The sequence below is a fragment of the Pseudoneobacillus rhizolycopersici genome (assembly GCF_054786815.1).
Genome location: NZ_JBTOOE010000002.1, coordinates 321835 through 339629, shown reverse-complemented (window position 1 = coordinate 339629; position 17795 = coordinate 321835). Strand labels below are relative to the sequence as shown.

21 protein-coding genes are annotated in these 17795 nt (G+C 36.7%); 1 reads left to right on the top strand and 20 read right to left on the bottom strand.

The window, feature by feature from the left end; all coding sequences use genetic code 11:
* Positions 1-97: 97 nt before the first annotated feature.
* From panD to dapB, 9 genes are all read right to left on the bottom strand, one after another.
* Entirely contained in the window at positions 98-484 is a 387-nt protein-coding gene (panD, locus tag ACX9YW_RS04395; protein ID WP_460342297.1) for an aspartate 1-decarboxylase, read from the bottom strand.
* 62 nt (positions 485-546) lie between these two features.
* On the bottom strand, positions 547-1398 hold the full coding sequence (panC, locus tag ACX9YW_RS04390) for a pantoate--beta-alanine ligase (RefSeq protein ID WP_460342294.1): 852 nt from the start codon (positions 1396-1398) through the stop codon (positions 547-549).
* A 1-nt stretch (position 1399) separates the two neighbouring features.
* The gene (panB, locus tag ACX9YW_RS04385) at positions 1400-2230 is read right to left on the bottom strand and encodes a 3-methyl-2-oxobutanoate hydroxymethyltransferase (protein ID WP_460342291.1); all 831 of its coding nucleotides are present in this window, start codon (positions 2228-2230) and stop codon (positions 1400-1402) included.
* 295 nt (positions 2231-2525) lie between these two features.
* A complete protein-coding gene (locus ACX9YW_RS04380; RefSeq protein ID WP_460342288.1) occupies positions 2526-3515 on the bottom strand; it encodes a biotin--[acetyl-CoA-carboxylase] ligase in 990 nt (329 codons plus the stop codon).
* Positions 3500-4693, bottom strand: coding sequence for a CCA tRNA nucleotidyltransferase (locus ACX9YW_RS04375; protein WP_460342285.1), 1194 nt, complete (start codon positions 4691-4693; stop codon positions 3500-3502). Before ACX9YW_RS04375 ends, ACX9YW_RS04380 begins: the two co-directional genes overlap by 16 nt.
* Entirely contained in the window at positions 4690-5826 is a 1137-nt protein-coding gene (bshA, locus tag ACX9YW_RS04370; protein ID WP_460342369.1) for an N-acetyl-alpha-D-glucosaminyl L-malate synthase BshA, read from the bottom strand. Before bshA ends, ACX9YW_RS04375 begins: the two co-directional genes overlap by 4 nt.
* Before the next feature lie 18 nt (positions 5827-5844).
* Positions 5845-6543: a bacillithiol biosynthesis deacetylase BshB1 gene (gene bshB1, locus ACX9YW_RS04365; protein ID WP_460342282.1), complete on the bottom strand. Its 699-nt coding sequence runs from the start codon at positions 6541-6543 to the stop codon at positions 5845-5847.
* Positions 6536-6955 carry a methylglyoxal synthase gene (gene mgsA / locus ACX9YW_RS04360; protein WP_460342279.1) on the bottom strand — a complete coding sequence of 140 codons (420 nt, stop codon included), beginning with the start codon at positions 6953-6955 and terminating at the stop codon, positions 6536-6538. The genes bshB1 and mgsA overlap by 8 nt, the downstream gene beginning before the upstream one ends.
* Before the next feature lie 11 nt (positions 6956-6966).
* Positions 6967-7767, bottom strand: coding sequence for a 4-hydroxy-tetrahydrodipicolinate reductase (dapB, locus tag ACX9YW_RS04355; protein ID WP_460342276.1), 801 nt, complete (start codon positions 7765-7767; stop codon positions 6967-6969).
* 180 nt (positions 7768-7947) lie between these two features.
* Here dapB and ACX9YW_RS04350 point away from each other — a divergent pair, with 180 nt between their 5' ends.
* Positions 7948-8823: a YitT family protein gene (locus ACX9YW_RS04350; RefSeq protein WP_460342273.1), complete on the top strand. Its 876-nt coding sequence runs from the start codon at positions 7948-7950 to the stop codon at positions 8821-8823.
* A gap of 36 nt (positions 8824-8859) precedes the next feature.
* Here ACX9YW_RS04350 and ypjB read toward each other — a convergent pair whose 3' ends face one another.
* The 11 genes from ypjB to aroH form a co-directional block, all read right to left on the bottom strand.
* Positions 8860-9654 carry a sporulation protein YpjB gene (ypjB, locus tag ACX9YW_RS04345; protein WP_460342270.1) on the bottom strand — a complete coding sequence of 265 codons (795 nt, stop codon included), beginning with the start codon at positions 9652-9654 and terminating at the stop codon, positions 8860-8862.
* A gap of 78 nt (positions 9655-9732) precedes the next feature.
* On the bottom strand, positions 9733-10320 hold the full coding sequence (lhaT, locus tag ACX9YW_RS04340) for a lipoprotein heptaprenylglyceryl N-acetyltransferase LhaT (protein ID WP_460342267.1): 588 nt from the start codon (positions 10318-10320) through the stop codon (positions 9733-9735).
* A 62-nt stretch (positions 10321-10382) separates the two neighbouring features.
* Complete coding sequence (locus tag ACX9YW_RS04335; RefSeq protein ID WP_460342264.1) at positions 10383-11147, bottom strand: c-type cytochrome; 765 nt, start codon at positions 11145-11147, stop codon at positions 10383-10385.
* A gap of 40 nt (positions 11148-11187) precedes the next feature.
* The gene (gene qcrB, locus ACX9YW_RS04330) at positions 11188-11862 is read right to left on the bottom strand and encodes a menaquinol-cytochrome c reductase cytochrome b subunit (RefSeq protein ID WP_460342261.1); all 675 of its coding nucleotides are present in this window, start codon (positions 11860-11862) and stop codon (positions 11188-11190) included.
* A 3-nt stretch (positions 11863-11865) separates the two neighbouring features.
* On the bottom strand, positions 11866-12372 hold the full coding sequence (locus ACX9YW_RS04325; RefSeq protein WP_460342258.1) for a QcrA and Rieske domain-containing protein: 507 nt from the start codon (positions 12370-12372) through the stop codon (positions 11866-11868).
* 121 nt (positions 12373-12493) lie between these two features.
* Complete coding sequence (locus tag ACX9YW_RS04320; RefSeq protein WP_460342255.1) at positions 12494-12958, bottom strand: YpiF family protein; 465 nt, start codon at positions 12956-12958, stop codon at positions 12494-12496.
* A 245-nt stretch (positions 12959-13203) separates the two neighbouring features.
* Positions 13204-13746 carry a ReoY family proteolytic degradation factor gene (locus ACX9YW_RS04315; RefSeq protein WP_460342252.1) on the bottom strand — a complete coding sequence of 181 codons (543 nt, stop codon included), beginning with the start codon at positions 13744-13746 and terminating at the stop codon, positions 13204-13206.
* A 40-nt stretch (positions 13747-13786) separates the two neighbouring features.
* Positions 13787-15043 carry a tetratricopeptide repeat protein gene (locus ACX9YW_RS04310; RefSeq protein WP_460342249.1) on the bottom strand — a complete coding sequence of 419 codons (1257 nt, stop codon included), beginning with the start codon at positions 15041-15043 and terminating at the stop codon, positions 13787-13789.
* Between the two features lie 44 nt (positions 15044-15087).
* Positions 15088-15999 carry a hypothetical protein gene (locus ACX9YW_RS04305; protein WP_460342247.1) on the bottom strand — a complete coding sequence of 304 codons (912 nt, stop codon included), beginning with the start codon at positions 15997-15999 and terminating at the stop codon, positions 15088-15090.
* Between the two features lie 87 nt (positions 16000-16086).
* Positions 16087-17385 (bottom strand): 3-phosphoshikimate 1-carboxyvinyltransferase, encoded by a 1299-nt coding sequence (gene aroA / locus ACX9YW_RS04300; protein WP_460342244.1) that lies wholly within the window; start codon positions 17383-17385, stop codon positions 16087-16089.
* Positions 17386-17429: 44 nt separating this feature from the next.
* On the bottom strand, positions 17430-17792 hold the full coding sequence (aroH, locus tag ACX9YW_RS04295; RefSeq protein ID WP_460342241.1) for a chorismate mutase: 363 nt from the start codon (positions 17790-17792) through the stop codon (positions 17430-17432).
* Positions 17793-17795: the final 3 nt, after the last annotated feature.

Sequence of the window (17795 nt, the reverse complement as noted above, 5' to 3'; positions counted from 1 at the left end):
TAACCTTAAATTTCTCACTATATTTAGACAAAAATAAACACCCCAAAAGTTAGATCCTTTACTCTAACTTTTGGGGTGCAGTACAAAAAAGGGGATTTTAGTTCATTACCGTATGAGCAGGCTCAGCAGCAATTAATTCCTTAATCTGATTATCCTCACTCATAATTGCAACCTTTGGTTTATGGGTTGCCACTTTTTCATCAGAAATCATGACATAAGAAATAATAATGACAACATCTCCCTTTTGCACAAGCCTTGCAGCAGCACCATTAACACAGATTACTCCACTGCCCCGCTCACCTGGGATAATATACGTTTCAAAACGTGCCCCGTTATTATTATTAACGATTTGCACTTTTTCATTAGCAACCATACCAACGGCATCTAAGATATCTTCATCTATCGTAATACTGCCTACATAATTTAAATCTGCCTCTGTCACTCTGGCGCGGTGTATTTTGGCATTCATCATGGTGCGAAACATACGCTACCCCCCTCATTTTTTCTCTTATTTATCTAATTGAATAATGATGTTATCTATAAGTCTTATTTATCTAATTGAATAATGATGTTATCTATAAGCCTTGCCTTTGAAAACTTTACGGCTAAGGCAACAATAATCGTATTATCATTGTCAGTGACCGGCTTCAATTTCGGATAGGAATATGCTTCAATATAATCAATTACACCACTTGTATTTGTTTGAATATAATCCTTCATCGTTTCAACTAAATCGTGGTAATTTCTATTCCCTGACAAGATTTTTTCCTTTATTATCCGTAGACTTTTATAAAGATGAGTAGCTTCTACTCTTTCTCGATCGTTTAAGTATACATTCCGTGAGCTTTTGGCCAGTCCATCCTCCTCACGAATGGTTTCAACCCTAATTAGTTCAATTGGAAAATGAAAGTCTGATATTAACCCTTCAACAACAGCTACTTGCTGGGCATCTTTTAAACCAAAATAAGCTCGATTTGGCTGAATAATATGGAACAATTTTGCTAGAACCGTAGCTACCCCATCAAAATGTCCGGGTCTTGCCATTCCACATAACACATCCGTTCGATCGTGAACCTTAACGGTAACAGAAGGTTCTGAAGGATACATTTCCTTTACAGTTGGATAAAAAATGTAATCTACACCTTCTACACGAGCAAGCTCGGAGTCTCGTTGAAAATCACGCGGATAAGTTGAAAGATCCTCAGTTGGTCCAAATTGAAGCGGATTAACAAATATGCTTAATACGGTAATATCATTATTCTTTTTGGACTGTCTAATCAGATTTAGATGCCCTTCATGTAAAAAACCCATTGTTGGTACGAAACCAATCTTCTTTGAATGATTTTTAAGATCTGTGGTAATTCGCTGCATTTCCTTGATGGTTTCAATAATTTTCATGTTATTTTCCCCCATATAACCCTTTCAGTTCCTCTTCTTTCATTGAAAATGAATGCTTGTCTTCCGGGAATACAGCACTTTTTACTTCGTTTACATATGATTTAATTCCTTCAACCATACTAGTATGAATATTTACATATTGTTTCACAAATTTAGGTATCCTGCTCACACCATAGCCAATCATATCATGATAAACGAGTACTTGACCATCTACTTCAACCCCTGCACCTATGCCAATTGTTGGGATGGATATCGACCTTGTTATTTCCTTTGATAATTGTTTTGGAACGCATTCCAGAACCACTGAAAATGCTCCAGCCGCTTCACATTTTTTTGCATCTTCAATTAACTTTAATGCAGCTTGCGTTTCTTTACCCTGTACTTTGTAACCGCCTAATACATTTACAGATTGTGGGGTCAGTCCTAAATGGGCCATTACGGGTATTCCTGCCTTTGTAAGTGCTTTAATATGTTCTAAAACTTCATCAGCACCTTCTAGTTTCACCGCATTGGCTCCGGTTTCCTGAATGATTTTACCTGCGTTTAGCAATGTGTCCTTAATAGATGTATGGTAACTTAAAAACGGCATATCAACGACTATAAATGTATCCTTTGCACCACGTTTTACTGCTTTGGAGTGATGAATCATATCCGCTAATGTAACCGGTAACGTTGAATCATATCCTAAAACAACCATTCCAAGAGAATCTCCAACTAGAATCATGTCCACTCCAGCCTCTTCTGCTTGTTTGGCGGAAGGATAGTCATACGCTGTTAGCATAGCAATTTTTTCGTTCGCTTTCATTTTCAAAAAATCAGTTGTTTGTTTCAATTGAATTCCTCCTTTTACTGTTAAGCTTTTTGTAGTCTTTTGACACATTAAGCTAGACAACGAAAAAGAGTTACTGAAACGGTTGGAGAATTATCCAACACAAAAAGGATCACTTCTTAGCCTCAGAAGGATCCTGCAATTCCCTAACTTACGTTTCATCCCTCTGTCCCGGTCCGTTTCTGGATCTAGGCAGAACTACATAATTAATCTTGTCGATTTTCTTAACTTCCATAAGGTGCAGTTCACATGGATACTGCCCAATAAGCATTATAACAAGCAAATGTTTATTTGGCTATTAATTTTCATTTCCCAGTTCGATATCAGCTGAATATATCAAATGAACCTTTCCATATTGATCTTCAATTTGTAAAACGCCTTGATTAGTTATTCCTAATGCTCTACCTTCGATAACATTGGTTAACGTTTTTGCTCTAATTACCTTTCCTATACTTATTGCATGACTCTCCCACAATAATTTTATAGGGTAAAAACCTTTTTCAAGGAATAATAAATAAAGCTTTTCCAAATGAGTCAATACTGATCGAATAAATACAGCCCTTTTGAAAACACTCCCCTGCTCAATCGCTATTGAGGTAGCCAACTCATGAAGTTCAATCGGGAAATCCTCTTGTTTTTGATTTACATTTATTCCGATTCCAATGATGACGGAATTAATTTGGTCAGATTCCGCTTGTAACTCAGTTAATATACCGGTTACCTTTTTCCCATTGACTAATATATCGTTAGGCCATTTGATTTGAGGTGATAAATCCGTCAGTTCCTCAATCGCTAAAACAACCGCTACCGCTGTGAGAAGGGTCAGCTGTGGGGCTTCTTGAAGGGGGATCTTCGGTCTTAAGATAATACTCATCCATATACCCGTATATTTTGGAGAATACCATTTCCGATCCAGCCGTCCGCGCCCTACAGTTTGTTCTTCCGCAATCACAATGGTCCCTTCGTCGGCTCCCTCATATGCTAACCGATGAGCGATAATCTGCGTGGACTCAACTTTATCTTCATAGTATATAGATTGGCCGATAAAGGAGGTTTTCAGTCCTAGACGTATTTCGTCAGCACTTACACTTTCTGTGGTCTTCATTAGCCGATAGCCTTTATTACGTATCGCTTCTACCTCAAATCCTTCTTTTCTCAGTTCCTCAATATGTTTCCAAACAGCCGTCCGCGAGCATCCAAGCGCTTCTGCTAAACCTTGACCAGATATATATTTTCCTTCTTGGGTTGAAAAAGCATCCAATAATTTCTTTCTTAGTTCAGATTGCAATTAGTAAGCCACTCCCTTATTGCCTCTTTTTCATTGACAACATTTCCTTGTACAATTTCTTCTTCAATTGATTCAATTATTTCTCTTAACCATGGACCCCCATCTTTATTAACCCATCTCATAATATCCTCACCGGTAACGACCATCTCTTTACGGTTTTTAATAGGTAAGGCTTGATAGTTATCTTTGATGTGCTTCAAAGTTATATTTTCGTTGATTCCTTTTATGACCTGAAAAATTTTTTCCGTACTCACACTAATTTCTTCCCCAGCTTTGTAAAGGAGTAGTTCGGACCATTCTCGATTGAACCGTATATTAAGAAAACGCAATCTACTGATAACAGAATTTATTTTATTATTTGACAGTTTCCAGTCATTCAAAAACGATTTAGCTTTCTTTTCAGACAAACCAAGAGTAAAGAGTAGTAAAGCCCACATTTCTAACAAATCAAGTTTCTGATTATCGTATTTTTGAAATGTAATTAAGGAATCAACTTCCAAATTTGGAATATATGAATAGGCCCTACTATCCATCAATAGCTTAATCGCTTTTTTTCGATTACTTCCACACAATAGCTTTTCGAACTCCATCATCTTCCGCTCGATTGAAATCTTACTTAATAAATGTTTATTTCTTTTGATTGCCTCCAGTGTTTCATTCGATATCGTAAAGTTTAGCTGTGAAACAAATCTTATTGCCCTCATCATTCTTAGAGCATCCTCTTGAAAACGGTTATCGGGGTTGCCAACTGTTTGTATCAGTTTATTATGAATCGACTCCTGACCATGAAATGGATCTATAATGGCACCATCTACACTCATTGCGATCGCATTCATGGTAAAATCTCTTCGCTCTAAATCCTCAAACAAATTTCTTATGAATTGAACTTCCTTCGGTCGGCGAAAAGCTTCATAATCAGATTCAGCACGAAAGGTAGTAATTTCGTAGGGTTGCCCATTGTAAAGCACTAGAACAGTTCCGTGTTCGATTCCAATATCAACAGTTCGTGGAAAAAGTTCTTTAATTTCCATTGGTGTCGCCGAGGTAGCAATATCCACATCGTGGATCTCTTTTTTTAACAAAAAATCTCGAACGCATCCACCGACAAAATAAGCTTCGTGTCCAGCCGCAATTATTTTCTCCAACAGCGGCCGTGCTTGTTTAAAAGGATTTGTCATTTCGCATCTCCCAGTAGGCGATAGTATATATTTTCATATTGATTCACAATAATATCGGCGTGAAATTTTTCGTGAACCGCACGAATCGACTCTTTAGAAAAATTCTCGTAGCTTATAGGGTCTGTAAGTAAACCAAGTGCTTTATCTGCAATCCGATTAATATCGCCAACTTCACAAATAAAGCCATTCACCCCGTCTTCGATGACTTCTGGGATGCCACCAATATTTGTACCAATACAGGGTACACCACATGCCATTGCCTCAAGGGCAACGAGACCAAAGCTCTCTTTTTCAGAAAGCAACAACATGAGGTCACTTAAATTGTATAGGTCCTCAACATTATCCTGTTTTCCCAGAAGTAATACTTTGTCACGTAATCCTAGTTTAGATACTAAATTACAAACTACTGACATTTCCGGTCCGTCTCCAACTAAAAGTAACTTAGCCTTAATATGTTGAGCCATTTTCGCAAATGCCTTTACGACATCTGAAACTCTTTTAACCGGGCGAAAATTGGATACATGAATAATAACCTTTTCATCATTATGGATATGTAATTTACTTCTTAAAACCTTTGAATGTCCCTTTTTATGAACACGAACATCAATAAAATTATAGACCGTTTGGATTTCTTTTTCTGGTTGTAAAAGCTCGTAAGTTTGTTTGGCTAACGAATTAGAAACGGCTGTCACAACATCAGATTTTTCTATTCCAAACTTGATAGCCCCTGATAGTGACAAATCATTTCCAAGGATGGTAATATCGGTCCCATGAAGCGTAGTGACAATTTTAATATCCCGATTTAACATTTGTTTGGCTAAAATAGCACAAACGGCATGGGGGATAGCATAATGAACATGTAATATATCTAGCTTTTCACGGTTGGCTACTTCGGCCATTTTACTGGCTAAAGCAATATCATAGGGTGGATATTGAAATACTGAATATTGATTCACTTCAACCTGATGATAGTAAATATTGTGGTACATTTTATTTAAACGAAACGGTAGACTGGAAGAAATGAAATGAATTTCATGTCCTCTTTCAGCCAATAATTTTCCCAGTTCTGTTGCGACAACCCCTGAACCGCCAACCGTTGGGTAACAGGTTATCCCTATCTTTAATTTCTTCATCCTCATTTCTATTTCTCCTTAATCGAGATCATATAACAGAGGTCTATTGGTTTTAAAACCCTCGGCGTATAATACGCCAACCTCTTTGCCAAATAATCTTTCTCTCGCTTCAACCGTTTCAATATATCCATTAACCAATGGTGTTTCAAAACTACCATTTGTTTTCGTAAATTGGCTTTCATATGCCCTTAGACTCTCAATTTTCCTCTCCATATGCTTGGAAATATCAATAACGAAATCCGGTTTATGAAAACCATTTATCATATAAAAATAAAGCTGATTGACACGATGAGCCTCGTTAAAATTTTTAGTCACATATTTTTTTATTCCAGCATTAAATACTGCTTCCTCAACAATACGTGCACAGTTTCCGTGGTCAGGATGACGATCTTTCCAAAAGGGAGCAAAAACAACTTCGGGTTTATATTTCCGAATCATTTCTGTAGCTTTTAGAATAAATTCTTCTTGTAAAAACAACCCTCTATCCGGCATTGTTAAGTTTTCTCTCACTGTCACCCCTAAGAGTTCAGATGCATTTAGAGCTTCCAGTTTTCTTAGCTCTATAGTTCCGTTTGAAGATAATTCTGCATTCGTTAAATCGCATATACCTACTGACAATCCTTTCTCAGTGTATTTGGCGATTGTTCCACCCATACCAATTTCCACATCATCAGCATGGGCTCCAAATGCTAATATTTTTAATGAAATTTCACTCATTCTTCTCACCAAGTTGGCCGGTTCTATTTTCTCTCCATTGCAAGAGACCTTCTTTAAGTCCTCTAATCAACATTTCGGCTGTCCCCATATTCGTGGCTAAAGGGATAGAATAAACATCACAGAGACGTACTAATGCAGTAACATCAGGTTCATGAGGTTGAGCCGTTAATGGATCGCGAAAGAAAAAGATAATGTCCATTTGATTTTTGGCAACCATTGCTCCAATCTCTTGATCTCCACCTAATGGACCAGAATTAAATCGAGTAATTTCCAACCCGGTAGCATCCGCAATCCGAAGTCCTGTCGTACCAGTAGCAAATAATTGATGCTCTTCAAATATTGGTTTATATGCCGTTGCAAAAGCAACCAAGTCATCCTTTTTACGATCATGTGCTATTAAGGCAATATTCATATAAGTTCCCCCTATTCTAAAATATTTTCTAATCCGTAAATAAATAGATTCAGTTTCATAACTGTTTCCACAGCTACTTTAACACCCGACATGAAGGAAGCACGATTATAAGAATCATGTCGAATGGTTAAACTTTGGCCTTCTGCTCCGAATAACACTTGTTGATGAGCAATTAATCCTGGTAACCGAACGGAATGTATATGCATCCCTTCGAAATCAGCTCCTCTAGCACCTACCATCGTTTCCTTTTCATCTGGATGACCTTGTTTGTGGACTGGGCGAACCTCCGAAATCATTTGCGCTGTTTTAACGGCGGTACCTGAAGGAGCATCTAATTTTTGATCATGATGTAACTCTATAATTTCCACGTTCGGAAAATACTTAGCTGCCATTTGGGAAAATTTCATCATCAAAATAGCACCTATAGCAAAGTTTGGGGCAATAATACATCCTAACTGTTTTTCTTCGCATAAATTCTGAAGTTCCTCTAATTCCTCTTTGGTAAAGCCAGTCGTTCCCACAACAGGCCTTACACCATGATTTAAAGCTGTTCTAGCATGATGCATCCCTGTTTCAGGAGTCGTTAAATCAATCAGCACGTCAGCACGTGATGTCAGAAAACATTCCTCAATACTACTATAAATCGGAGCGTTAATCCCATTAAACCCTTCAAGGTCAGATAAATTCATCCCATTATTTTTTCGATCGATGACCGCCACTAACTGAAATTGCTCCGTATCATTTACTAGCTTAACAGCCTCACGCCCCATCCGACCACGAGGTCCAGCAATTACAATCCGAATATTTTCCACTACACTAACACTCCTCTATCATCCAATAATTTCATTATACTTTTTCTCTACCATGTTAGCTAAATTTTTCATCATTTACAATAATTTAGATAGCCTATTGAATAGTTGACTAGATTGCTCTCTTTTTTTATATCCTATATAATAGGTATCGCTGAAAACTTGTGGAAAGGGTGGGTAATTTTGGTCTTTGGCCTTAAATTTAAAAATATTTTTTTTATTTTAATAGGAGCAGCCATTTTTTCATTTGGACTTGTACATTTTAATATGGAAAATGAATTAGCTGAAGGCGGTTTTACAGGTATTACTTTGCTTTTATTTTTTCTATTTAAATGGGATCCCTCCTATACCAACCTATTGTTAAATATTCCTCTATTTTTTGTAGGTTGGAGGTTTTTGGGAAGGAGCACTTTTATTTATACCATTATTGGTACAGTAGGAGTATCTTTATTCCTATGGATTTTTCAAAGATATAGCACATTTAAAATTCCTTTACATGACGATTTAGCACTTGCAGCCTTATTTGCTGGAGTTTTTATTGGTGTTGGGTTAGGGATTATTTTTCGTTTTGGTGGTACAACTGGTGGCGTTGATATTATCGCACGCTTAATGCAAAAATATGCTGGTTGGAATATTGGTAAAACGATGTTTATGTTTGATGCGATTGTTATTACCGTTTCAATCATTTTTTATTTAGAATATCGGGAAGCTATGTACACACTGGTGGCAGTTTTTGTCGGGGCTAAAGTAATTGATTTTATTCAAGAGGGTGCCTATTCTGCTAGAGGAGCCATGATCATTTCAGAACACAATAGTAAGATTGCTGATAAAATTATGCAAGAAATGGAACGTGGTGTAACGGTTCTTAAGGGCTATGGATATTTCACCAAAATCGAAAGAGAAGTATTATATTGTGTGGTAGGTAAAAACGAAATCATTCGATTAAAAAGTGTCATAACCTCTGTAGACCCACATGCTTTTGTATCTGTTAGCGAGGTACATGATGTTTTAGGGGAAGGGTTTACCTTGGATGAAAACAAAAGACCTATTGAAAGATAACAAGGGGCTGTCCAAATTTTCGGACACCCCTTTGCTTTATTTTTTATAATCCCGTTTGTAATCCTTTGTTTTTTCTTTATCAGCTTTATATTTTTTCCATCCTACATAAGATAAGGTCATAATAATGATACTTCCAGTAGATATCATCACCCACCATAAAGAAGGATCTGCTTCGTCCTCTGTCATATCGTCGAAAATGGATTCTAATTCCATTTCCAATGCTTGGAGTTCTTTTTGATTTGTTGCCTGTTCAATTATTTGCGGACGAAATTCATCGATAAAACCAATTCTTGCATCAAGAGCCTGTACACGACTGGCAGGAATATCAATTTTAATACTTGGGTACACCATTTCGTATAGAGCTAAAAAAGTATTAAATTTTTCATGAAATCCGATTGCATCCCCACTATTTGCCGCCTCTTGGACCTGATGAAAGGCAGTCATAATTGGCTCTTCCATTTCTGTCCATAAAGGTTGATGGGTAGAAGCAACGGCATCGATAACAAGTCGAAACTTAGTCATTCGATTGATTCGTTCTGGCTGTTCTAAACTAGGACTAGTTACTGCTTCCAAAGCATCATTATGGGAAATGGTAACAATTCTTAATTCATCCATTGAAAAAGATTGACCATGCCGATTCAATACGCCAAATTGTTTTGAAAAATATTCTAATAACTTTTTAGCATCATCAAAGCGATTAAGCTTAACCATTTTTAAGGCATCATCGGAGATTCTATCCAATTCTGATAAAGGTGATACCTCCTCAGCGTGAGTAGATAATGGAAAAAGTAAAAAAACAGCTAGAAAAACACCTAAAAACTTCGATTTCATCCTTGTCCCCCCTCTAATTACTACTAAAATGTATGAAAGGTAGGACAAGGTTAGACCACTATTAGGATTTTTCTTTTTTTAGGCTAATTTTAACCGATTTTTTCTGATTCCAAAATAATAGGCTAACCACAGGGATAAAACAGATAACCAAAAAGTAAAATAGCCAATTTGAGGAGTATATAAGTCCAGCACAGGATATCTAGGTAGCATAAAGAACACATAATCAATCACATCATTATGTAAAGTCCAGATAGCGGTTATTATGAGGTGCCATATTTTTATCCGATAGAATGGAGAATAGAGAATCCCTTGTATGGCCATTGCCAGATGAGAAGCCATGAGCATATAACCAGTTGGTTCCAGTTTACCTGTTTCTACTAACACTAACAGATTCATAACCACAGCCCATATTCCATATTTGAATAGAGTAACAATGGCCAGAGCTTCAATTAGCCCCCAATTACGACGCAATAAAAATGCAATCAAAACTATTACAAAGAATAAGCTTGCTGTTGGACTATCAGGAACAAATAACAAAAACTTTCCAGGGGTTTCAGATAGTTGCCAACCATACCAATAATATCCATATATCGTTCCTAAAAGATTTACGATAAACAATAATGCTAAGATCTTCCGATTCGCTAAAAATGCATAGAGATAGTTCATCTATTCACCTCGATTTTTCAATATAGTAAAAAGCTGACGAGCAATCGTCAGCTTTTTCTTCCTTATTCAGGCTTTAGACTTGAAATAAATTCTCCAAGTTTTTTAAGTTCTTCATCAGTACCTTTAAACATACCAGCAGGCATACCGCCTCTACCATTAACTGCGATATCCATTACTTCTTCCGGTGTTAGGCCAGTATCAACAAGTGCTGGACCCCCTCCACCTGTTAAGTCAGTACCATGACAAGACAAACAATTATTTGCTTCAAGAATTTTGTAACCCTCTGCTTCTGTATCAACTTCCACTTCCGCAACAATTTTCCCTTGAGCCTTTGCCTTTTCCCAGTCATGAGTAGCAACAGATTCCCAAGTTAAGTAAAAAATTGATGCAAGAGCCATTAACATAAACCCTGTAGCTAAAGGACGTTTAGATGGTCTACGATGTGGACCACGGTCAATAAATGGCGCTAATAATAGTCCTCCAAACGCTAAGCCTGGCATAATAAATGCTCCAATAACCGTATATGGACCTGAAGCGTAAGAGTACTTTAATAATTGGTATAAGAATAAGAAATACCAGTCTGGTAATGGGATATATGCGGTATCAGTAGGATCCGCAATTCTCTCTAACGGAGATGGATGAGCTACTGTTAAACATAAATACCCAATTAAGAAAACAGCTCCTACCAACCATTCTTTTAATAGAAAGTTAGGCCAGAATGCTTCTGTTTTACCAGGATATTCCGAATAATCTTTTGGAATATTAGGTTTCCGCTCGGCAGGTACACGAGAGTCACCGACAAATTTCATCCCTTTTCCTCGATGCATGGTTTAAATCCCCCTCCTTTATTCAAAAGGTCATCATATCTTATAGTGGACCTGAAATACCTTGTTTACGAATCATCATGAAATGTGCTGCCATTAAACCAAATAACGCTGCAGGTAAGAAGAATACATGAATCGCAAAGAAACGAGATAAGGTTTGAGCACCAACGATATCAGCATGTCCCGCAAGTAAAATCTTCACTTGCTTTCCGATTAATGGTGTAGCTTCAGCAATTTGAAGACCTACTTTTGTTGCAAACAATGCTTTCATATCCCAAGGTAATAAATAACCAGTAAAACCTAAACCAAGCATGACGAAGAAAATTAATACTCCGACTATCCAGTTTAATTCACGAGGTTTTTTATAGGCACCTTGGAAAAACACGCGTAACGTATGTAAGAACATCATTACGATAACCAAACTTGCACCCCAGTGATGCATTCCACGAACAATTTGTCCAAATGCAACCTGATTTTGTAAATACCAAACAGAACGCCAGGCGTTTTCAATATCGGGTACATAATACATGGTTAAGAACATACCTGATAGAATTTGAATTACAGTAACGAAGAACGTTAAACCACCAAAACAGTAAACAAATGCACTAAAATGGTGTGCAGGGTTAACATGCTCTGGAACTTCGTGGTCGGCAATGTCACGCCACAAAGGCGTAATGTCTAAACGTTCATCTACCCAATCATAAATTTTGTTTAACACTTATTACGCCTCCTTTCGTGGTTTTGCTTTACCTAAATGTAAGAAGCCATCCTTTTCTATATACGGATAGACATCAAGTGGAGCCAACGGTGGAGTTCCAGGTACGTTTGTACCATCCTTTGTATATAATCCATAATGACAAGGACAGAAGAAATGTTCTGGATTTTTCGCATCCGTATTCCAGTCAACTGTACAACCTAAGTGTTTACAAACAGGTGAAAGGGCTACGATGTTGCCGCTTTCATCCTTATATACCCAAGCTGTATTGGTAACTTCAGATTCATACCATGCATCTACTTGTGTAAACGTGAAGTCAACACGTTTAGGTTCAGATGTGATATCAGCTATCTTTTGGGTTGTCGGTATGTAATCCCCAGCAGCATCTGCCTTTAATACAGGATCAATTGCAAAACGAACCATCGGCATTAACATACCTGCAGCCATAAAGCCGCCTACACCAGTTAGAGTGTAGCTTAGGAATTGGCGTCTAGAAACTTGATTCTTGCTCATTTTTTTCCCCCCTCTATGAGAAACTATAATCATTTAGACATAACTTCATACATTTAAAACTAGGACATAACCATGATATATCAATCTTTAGGGAAGGTCAATAACATACTTCACAAACCCTTCACAATTCGTCATGCCAACGTTTTACAAATAAATTTACTAATTGCTTAACCTGGTCTTCAATCATCGAATTTTTATATTTTGCATCCATTATCTCTAATGGGAGTGCCGGTAACCAAATAAGTGTTCCAGATAAATGCTGTTCCTTCAATTTCCAATCGCTATCAGAGGTAACATAAAATATATGTTTAAATTGTTCAGAGATTAGGATGTTCTCCCATCGTTTTAGACCATCAATCAGTTCATCTTGGTTCTCTCGCTTAAAATATGTATACCCTGGAAGGAGGATGAGCCTTCCTTTAAATTGTCTTTCCAATTGAGTGGTCATTAATTGAATAAATTCAGTCATATTTGCCGTCTGTTTTGCATCATCTCCAAAAGATATTGGATAAAGAGGGATGACGATTGTATCGAGATACTCTTTGGCTTTCATATACATTTCTATATCTTCATTTATCCATTTCAACTTCCTTCACTCCGATTCCTTCTTTTTCATCATTCCCAAAAAAATCATCCTCTATTATCTTATCATTATTATAGGAATCTTTGTTAAAATTATCCTAGGATTTCAGGCACGTTCATTATTTTATCACAGTTCTTGGCAACCTCTTATAATGTTCACAAAAACGTCACAAAATCTTCGGAAATATAGGATTGGATATCAAAAAATGGCTCAATCAAATCTTAATCCCGATTTGATTGAGCCCTAATTTATTTTATGAGTTTGTTTAATTGTTCTGTTAAAAGTAAGAACTGTGAGCGATCACCTTGATCAAGTGCCTCATCTATTAAAGCTAACAGCTTTTCTCTTTGAAATCGCTTAATACTAGCATTTAAGAACTGTTCGGCCAAAATTCTGTCATTATCATTTAATTGCAAATGTTTTGGCATAAAAGGATTTTCTTCTAGGACCGCTATATATTGGTGGGATTGATTGGCGGCATGGAAATTTAATTGTATATAAATTTCTTCTTCGCGGTTTAAACGAATGTCATGAAAAGATTTTTCGGCATCCGTTGTCATGACGTTTTCTTTATAAAACCTGAATGGCACCTTGTCAATGCAATGTGTTGACATGACCAACCCTCTAGGGCAATATTGTGCTTGATCGACAAAATGAACCTTTTCCATTAATTGATCATGACTCATTAAATAGTTTAGAATCCACACACATTCTCTTCGTTTCAACTGATAGTGATTTAAGAACCAACGAATAAAGTCCTTCTTCTCGTTGACAGATACAGGGGTTGCCATCTATATCCCTCCTTGAGCAGACTTCTCCAAATGATTATTCCTATTGGGTCAAGCGGTCGAGTATCGATAAATACTCTTCATTACTAGGGTCTTCTTTCAACAACTGATTAAAAATTTCGGCAGCTTGCTTCGTTTTTCCTTCTTCTAATAAAAAATATCCGTAATCTATTAGAAAATCTGGTGTTTTCTTAAAGAAAGTATATGCACGCTCATATTTGTTTAATGCCTCTAAATATTTTTCTGTTTTTTGTAATGCAATGGCTGCATCCCAAAGTAACTGTGGCTCTTCTTCCTCATTTGCCTCGATATGCTTGACTAAATCAAGTACATCCTCGTATTGCTCCAATTGCAGAAATAATTTATTTAAGGTTAAGGCCGCCTCTGTAAAACCAGGGTCTAAGACAAGACTCTCTCTAAACAATTGCTCTGCAGCTTCTTCCTTACCAAGTTTTAAAGCAATTTTTCCACCATAATAGTATAAATCCTTATTAAATTCATCTTGTTTTATTCCCTCAGTAATCACTTGATAACTTTCTTCGAGCTCACCTTCATGCTCATGTGCCTTTGCTAGGTACAAATACATGGCATGGTATTCTTTATCTAGCTCCTTTAATTCATTAAATTTTTCTATTGCTGTTCGATTATATCCCGCTTGAAAGGCTGTAAACGCATATCCAAATAATGTGTTAATTTCCAACTTTTCTTGTAGAGCTTTGTCATAATAAGGAAGTGCTTCTTCAAACTGACCGGACAAGCTAAGTATCTCTGCAATTCTTTGGTGCATATTCACACCAACAATTTCCGTTTTTTCTTTTAAAACTAATTCGTATGCTTGAATTGCCTCTATTAATTTGCCCTGCTCCCTAAACAGTTCTCCAAGAGCGAAATCGATTATTTTTTCATTAGGAAGAATTTCTTTTGCTTTTAATAATTTATGTTCACTGACCTCATACAATCCTTGCATTTGATATAAATCTGCTTGCAATAATAAGCCTTGAGGGAAACTTGCGTCATATTCCGAGATTTTCTCCAGAAAGTCTAAAGCCAAATCCTCATTTCCTAAATCAAGATTAATCTCAGCTAAATTAACAAGAATTTCTCCTTCTTCCGGATATTTTTTAAGTAATACTTCAAACAAAGCCTTTGCTTCCTCAAGAAATCCTAATTGGAACAATTCTTCGCCAAGAACAAATTGTATCTCCGCATTTTCTTGTTTCAATACATTTGTATATTTCTTCATAGCCGATTCTACATGACCATCTTCTAAAAGAGATATTATTTCAGTAACTATTTGCATCGAGCATTTCCTTTCTTAAAACCATATACTTATTTTATTTGTTGCTACCCTTCTATCTGAAAGAAACTTGGTAGGGTTACCTTAACATGTTCGCCAAAACCTGACCTAAAAATGACTCCACCGTCCCCGGCTCTTATCACACTACCTTTATGAACAGTTACAATGAGTTTATCACGGTGTTCTTGGTACAAGCTATTAATATTCATATGTTTAAGCTCTCTATTTATTTTAAATAAATTATAACTTACTTCTCCCCCTTGGAGGATACAAGCTTTCTGTGGATAAATTCCCAGTTTGCCAATTACATTTAAAGATAATGGTATCCTTTCAGTTAGCATTGTAGGTAGATGAGGAATTTTTTCAGACTCCATTATGGTTTTCCATTCTTGAAGAATTTTCTTATGATACTTTGAATCGGCTTCTACAATAAATGGAATTAACGGGCTGTTAAACGGAAACATCGCTTCCCTTATCCAGCCCCATGGTATCGCTGATAAATGATGATCTTTTTCTAACTCAATAAAAATTGCCGGTATTTTTTCTTTTTTACATTTTCGTATAAACCCTGGATTTAATAAGTTTAATGGTACTTTAACACCAATCAAGTAGTCAATTGGGGAGTTAAGTAACTCTCGTTTTATTTCCCTTAATTTCGTCATTAACTCATTTTCGTAACGAATTGAGGCAAAAGTTAATAATGTGGTTGAACCTTGCTTTATAAAGTTCTCTAAAAAATAGTCCTTTTTTTGTTGGAATGAACTATCCAGCAAAACTTTTAAAGAATCAAATAGTACGAAGGTTGGTGTCATAATATAGGATTCTGCATTCATTTTCATAAACGAATACCTATTAAAGTTTTTGCTGATATAGGTGATTTTCTTCTCTTTAATAAGTAAAGAAGTTTTTACGAGCTCTGAATCCTTGAGAATATTTGCATTTTCAATAATATATGTCATAAAACCACCCTTTTATTGGTCTTAAGACAAGCTATGTTATTGTTAGAAAAAAAATGCTATTATTATAGCAAAAAAAATCCGCTCAGATTAATGCGGATTTTTTTCGATAAGATTATGAAGATCTCTAAAAAAATGAGGGTAAGATACTCCTATTGCTCCCGATTTATCCAAAATAACTTTCTCTTGGCATATTAAGGCTGCAATTGAAAGCATCATACCTATCCGATGATCGCCGTGACTAGAAACATGTCCCCCTTGCAGTTTGGTAGGTCCATTAATAATCATGCCATCCTCGGTTGCAACAATATCCGCACCAAGTTTTTTCAGTTCCCCCACTACTGTATCAATACGATTCGTTTCCTTTACCTTTAGCTCATGAGCATCCTTAATAATCGTTTTGCCTGCTGCTTGTGTTGCAAGTAAGGCAATAACCGGCACCTCATCTATTAACTTTGGTATTAACTCCCCTGCAATTACGATTCCTTTTAAAGCTGAGGTTTCTATCACAATATCACCGACAGGTTCAAAAACTTCGGATTCGTTTGGAATAATTTCCATCTTCGCACCCATTTTGATTAACACGTCTATAATACCAGTCCGTGTAGGGTTTAAACCCACATTTTTAATACGAATTATTGCATTAGGTACAATCGCTGCGGCAACAAGAAAAAATGCTGCTGACGAAATATCTCCTGGAACGTTAATATGCGTACCCACTAAAGTTTGTGGTCCTGTTATCGTAATGGTTAAGTCTTCCACTTCGATTTGACCACCGAATTTCTTTATCATTCTTTCCGTGTGATCTCTTGTTGCCACTGGCTCTGTTATTTTACTAGTACCTACTGTTTGTAATGCAGCCAGAAGTAAACTAGATTTCACTTGGGCACTGGCTACAGGCAGTGAATAGGTAATTGGTTTTAGTCCACCACCTCTTAATGTGATTGGGACAAATTCACCGTTCTGTCGCCCGTCAATCGTCGCACCCATTTTTCTCAGAGGATTGGTCACACGTTTCATCGGCCGTTTTGCAATCGAGTCATCGCCAACAAAGGTTGAATGAAAAGGCCTTCCCGATAGAAGTCCAAGCATAAGTCGAATAGTCGTTCCGGAATTTCCTACATCTAACACTTGGTCTGGTTCGATTAAATCCTCCCAACCCTTTCCATCAATTATAATTATTCCATTTTTTTCTTCAATATTTACACCTAATTTTTGAAAGCAGTTAATCGTGCTTAGACAATCTTCACCTGTTAAAAAATTTTGGATTGTTGTCGTTCCTTTACTAATAGCACCAAACATAACTGCTCGATGGGAAATGGATTTATCTCCAGGAACTTCAATTTCTCCTACTAGTTTTTCTGCATTATATGATAGCATTTTTTCCATTCTCTATATCACTCTTTCTCAGCAGAGGTCAAGCAAACGATTTTTTATTTTACCAGATCTGGACGTAACACGATTGCTTTCTCTAAGTATATATGGTGAATATCATTCTGTGATTTCATTGTATTTACATGAATCATTATACGTATACATAATTCAAGTGCACCAGGAACTGGCATTTCTCTCATACACATAACTGGAACGAAAGACCATCCCTCGAAACGTCTAACAGCCTTAGCGGGGAAATCAGCGGTAATATCCTCTGTGACTGAAATAAACACAGAAGCGACATTTTCCGGTTCAATTTTATTCGCCTTAATCATCTCAGTTAATAACTTTTCCGTTCCTAAGATAATATCATTACTATCATTTTTTTCAACCGTTATTGCTCCTCTTACACCTCTAATCACAAA